The following is a 4,369-nucleotide window of genomic DNA, read 5'->3' on the forward strand; positions in this document are numbered from 1 at the left end:
CCCCGGGCGGGGGGGGTCCCGTCTTTGGTGGCGCCCCCCCCCTCGCGCGGCGGGGCCCCGCCGCCACATCCGAGGAGTGACATCGTGACCGAGACCGCTGCAAGCTTCCTGACCCAGGAGGCATACGACCGCCTCAAGTCGGAGCTGGAACAGCTGTCCGGCGAAGGTCGGATCGAGATCGCGCACAAGATCGAGGAGGCGCGGCAGGAGGGCGACCTCAAGGAGAACGGCGGCTACCATGCGGCACGCGAGGAGCAGGGCAAGATGGAGGCCCGCATCCGCCAGTTGCAGGAGGTGCTGCACAACGCCGTGATCGGCGAGACCCCTCCCGATGACGGCGTGGTCGAGCCGGGCATGGTCGTCACGGTCGAGATGTTCGGCGACAAGGAGACCTTCCTGCTCGGCAACCGCGAGATCGCCGACGACACCGACCTGCAGGTCTTCTCCGAGAAGTCGGCCATGGGTGCGGCCATCCAGGGCAAGAGCGTCGGCGACACCACCTCCTACCAGGCGCCGAGCGGCAAGATGATCGAGGTCAAGATCCTCAAGGCCAAGCCCTACGCTCGCTGAGCTCCAGTCGCGTGCACTCTCGATGGGGAGAGTGCACTCTCGATCCGGAGAAGTGCACTCTCGATGGGGAGAAGTGCACTCTCGATCCGGAGAAGTGCACTCTCGATCCGGAGAAGTGCACTCTCGATGGGGAGGGGGACGGGCGTGGCTCAGGCGTGGATGTCGAGCGCCTCGCGCAGGTCCTCGATGAGGTCGTCGATGTCCTCGATGCCGACCGAGAGCCGGATGAGGTCGGCCGGCACCTCGAGCTCGGTGCCGGCGACACTGGCATGGGTCATCCGGGCCGGGTGCTCGATGAGCGACTCGACCCCACCGAGCGACTCTCCGAGGGTCCACAGCTGGACGGCTGAGCAGGCCTTGACCGCGGCATCCTCGCCCTTGGTCAACCGGAAGCTGACCATCCCGCCGAACCGCTTCATCTGTCGCGCGGCGACGTCGTGGTTCTGGTGGGAGGGCAGGCCTGGGTAGTAGACGTGCGAGACGCCGTCGTGGCCGGTGAGGAAGTCGACGACCTTCTCGGCGTTGTCGCAGTGACGCTCCATCCGCACGGCGAGGGTCTTGAGCCCGCGAAGGGTCAGCCACGCATCGAAGGGACCGGCGATGCCGCCGATACTCTTCTGGTTGAAGGCGACCCGGTCCCCCGCGTCCTCGAAGCCGGGCACCGCGATCTGCTGCCCGGTGACGACGATGCCGCCGACCACGTCGCTGTGGCCGCCGCTGTACTTGGTCGTCGAGTGTGAGACGAGGTCGGCGCCGAGAGCGAGCGGGTTCTGCAGGTACGCGCTGGCGAACGTGTTGTCGACCACGACGACGGCCCCGGCCTCGTGGGCGACCCCTGCGATCGACTCGATGTCGGCGATACCGAGCAGCGGGTTCGTCGGTGTCTCGACCCACACCATCTTCGTCCGGCCGGGCACGATCGCGGCGCGGACCGCGTCGACGTCGGCGATCTTCGCGATGGAGTGCGCTATCCCCTGTGGTCTCGCGATCTGGTTGAAGTAGCGGTAGGTCCCACCGTAGGCGTCGCTCGGGACGACGACGTGGTCACCGGGGACGAGCAGGGAGCGCACGATGGTGTCCTGCCCGGCCAGGCCGGAGGCGAAGGCGAAGCCACGACTGCCACCCTCCAGCGCGGCGAAGCACTCCTCGAGCGCGGTCCTGGTCGGGTTGCCCGACCGGCTGTACTCGTAGCCACCGCGGAAGCCGCCGATGCCGTCCTGCTTGTAGGTCGACACCTGGTAGATGGGGACACTGACCGCCCCGGTCGATGCGTCGGCCGGCTGGCCGGCGTGGATGGCTCGAGTGGAGAATCCGGATGCGTCAGACATGGCGCCGAGCCTATGCCCTGGCGAGTGGCGCGGGGCGGACACGCTCAGAGACCTCGCCGACCATGCCTGCAAAAGGAGGTGAGCGGCATACGGCGGGCGAGGTACCGTGGCAAGCATGAGATGCAACGTGTGCACCACGACGCCGGGCCACTCCGGCGCCTCGATGCTGCACTGAGCCACCCAGCACCCACGCCCCGGAGCCGACCCCGGGGCGTTTGTCGTCCCCCGGCCGGCTCGGGCTCACCGAAGGAGACCGACCATGTTCGACCACAGAGAGCTGGGCCGTGACCTCGGCGTCTTCGCCACCGACCCACTCGCCGGATCGGGGCTGCCCCTCTGGCTGCCCGCCGGCGCCGTGATCCGCGACGAGCTGGAGCGGCTCGCCAAGGACCTCGCCCACGCGGACGGGTGCCTCGACGTGCACTCCCCCGTGCTCGGCAAGCGCGCGCTCTTCGAGCGGTCCGGGCATTGGGCGAAGTTCAGCGACGACATGTTCCCGGCCATGCGGCTCGGCGAGGAGGACGCCGACGACGAGCTCGTGCTGCGACCGTCGAACTGCCCCCACCACGCACTGATCTATGCCGCCTCGAGCCGCTCATACCGCGACCTGCCGATCCGGCTCAACGAGCTGGCACCGATGTTCCGGGCCGAGCGGTCGGGTGTCATCTCCGGGCTGACCCGGGTGCGACAGATCAACCTCGACGACACCCACGTCTTCTGTCGCCCCGATCAGGCCGGCGACGAGGCCGCGCGCGGGCTTCGGACCGCGATCCGGGCACAACGGATCCTTGGGCTGCCCGTCGACTACGTGCGCTTGTCACTGCGGGACGACTCCGACGCGTGGCTCGGCAGCCCCGATCAGTGGCGCGAGGCGGAGGCTGCGCTGCGCGATGCCGGCGGTCCGGTCCTCGCGGAGGCGGGACTGCCGCTCGTCGAGGCGGCGGGCGAGGCGGCCTTCTACGGACCGAAGTTCGACCTGCAGGTCCACGACAGCCGCGGGCGCGAGGAGACCATCGCGACTGTGCAGCTCGACTTCAACCAGCCGGAGCGCTTCGACCTGACCTACCACGGTGCCGACGGCGCACAGCGCCGCGTCATGATGATCCATCGCGGCACCGTCGGGTCGATGGAACGCGTCGTCGCCTCGCTGCTCGAGAGATACCAGGGCAGGCTGCCCCTGTGGCTGGCGCCCGTCCAGGTTGCGGTGCTCCCGGTCTCGGAGAGCCAGGACGAGGCGGCGCGCTCGCTGCTCGAAGGCTTGCTGGCCAAGGGAGTTCGCGCCGAGCTGCGATGCGACGACTCGCTCGCGGCGAGAGTCCGGCACGCGCGTCGCCGCCGCGACGCCGTCATCGCCGTGGTCGGCGAGCGGGAGGCATCCGAGGGGTGTGCCCAGGTCACCGATGTCGCGGCGGGCGTGCGACAGGCTGTGCCGGTGGCCCATCTGATCGAACGCGTCGTCGACGCGCGGGACCATCGCCGCCGGCTCGTCCAGTGGGACGCATGAGCCGACCGTCTCAGAGCGTGCAGCCCGACTTGCCCGCGTCCGACACGGTGACGCTGCTCGCCACGAGATGGCCCTTCGCGTCGTGGGTACCGACCACGACGACACAGCGGCCCTTGCGGATGGACGCTGCCGACGTGTCGACCGTTCGGACCACGTGTGCCTTGTCGGCCAGGGCGATCCGCACCTGGGCCTTGGGGACTCCCACGCCCTCGGTCTCGAGTGTGACGAGAGAGCCCTTGACCGTGGTGACGAGGCCGGACATCATGCGCGCCGCACCGGACGCGCCGGGGGCCTGGGGGGCCACCTTGGGGCACTGGCGGTCCACCGGTGGCGACACGAGCACCCACACGACCTCGGCGGCCCCGCCGGGGCCCGTCCGCTGCTCCCCCGGCGCCGCGATCGCGGTGCTCGCCACGACACACACCCCCTTGCGCACCTCGGACCGCTTCGCGGACCGGGTGTCGAGGAAGGCCGTGCCCCCGTCCCACGCGACGGTCGTGTTGCCCGACGCGGTATGGAGCGTCGCGACGCCCTTGTGCGGCGAGGTCACCTCACCGGTCACCGTGACGACCTGGTTGGCCACCTCGAGACCGCCTGAGCTGGCGCTCGCCTTGCCCGAGGGGGTAGCGCTGCCGTTCTTCGCGTCCTTCGAGCCGTTCGTGCCGGCATCCTTGCTGCTCTTCGGGGTCGGAGCGGCGACCGGCGAGCTGGTCTTGCCGGATGCTTTCGGGGTGGCCAGCGTGAGCGAGGGCCCACTCGTCTCCGAGGTGCCCGATGACGGAACCGTCGGGGCCCCGGCGCTCGACGCCTCGCAACCCGACAGAGCGAGCGCACCGGCCAGCAGCGCGGTCACCACCAGCGGCGTACGCCGCCCCACGTCACGACTCCACCCCACGATGCCGCCCCTTCCCCACGAGCGCTTGCCCCCCTCAGCCCAGCATGACGTGTCCGGCCCGGTCTGCGCTGG

Annotated in this window: 3 protein-coding genes and 1 pseudogene; 2 read left to right on the forward strand and 2 right to left on the reverse strand. The window is 70.0% G+C overall.

Features of this window, described 5'->3' with window-relative positions; all coding sequences use genetic code 11:
* Positions 1-84: 84 nt before the first annotated feature.
* Positions 85-570 carry a transcription elongation factor GreA gene (gene greA / locus L0H79_RS21065; RefSeq protein ID WP_301486633.1) on the forward strand — a complete coding sequence of 162 codons (486 nt, stop codon included), beginning with the start codon at positions 85-87 and terminating at the stop codon, positions 568-570.
* Between the two features lie 149 nt (positions 571-719).
* On the opposite strand, the gene L0H79_RS21070 is transcribed toward greA, so the two are convergent.
* Complete coding sequence (locus L0H79_RS21070; RefSeq protein ID WP_301486635.1) at positions 720-1,898, reverse strand: cystathionine gamma-synthase; 1,179 nt, start codon at positions 1,896-1,898, stop codon at positions 720-722.
* Positions 1,899-2,157: 259 nt separating this feature from the next.
* Here L0H79_RS21070 and thrS point away from each other — a divergent pair, with 259 nt between their 5' ends.
* Positions 2,158-3,402: a threonine--tRNA ligase gene (gene thrS, locus L0H79_RS21075; RefSeq protein WP_301486636.1), complete on the forward strand. Its 1,245-nt coding sequence runs from the start codon at positions 2,158-2,160 to the stop codon at positions 3,400-3,402.
* 10 nt (positions 3,403-3,412) lie between these two features.
* Here the strand turns inward: thrS and L0H79_RS21080 are convergent.
* Positions 3,413-4,369: pseudogene (locus tag L0H79_RS21080) on the reverse strand (hypothetical protein); the annotation flags it as partial.

This window comes from Intrasporangium sp. (genome assembly GCF_030452765.1).
Classification (GTDB): Bacteria; Actinomycetota; Actinomycetes; order Actinomycetales; family Dermatophilaceae; genus Intrasporangium_A.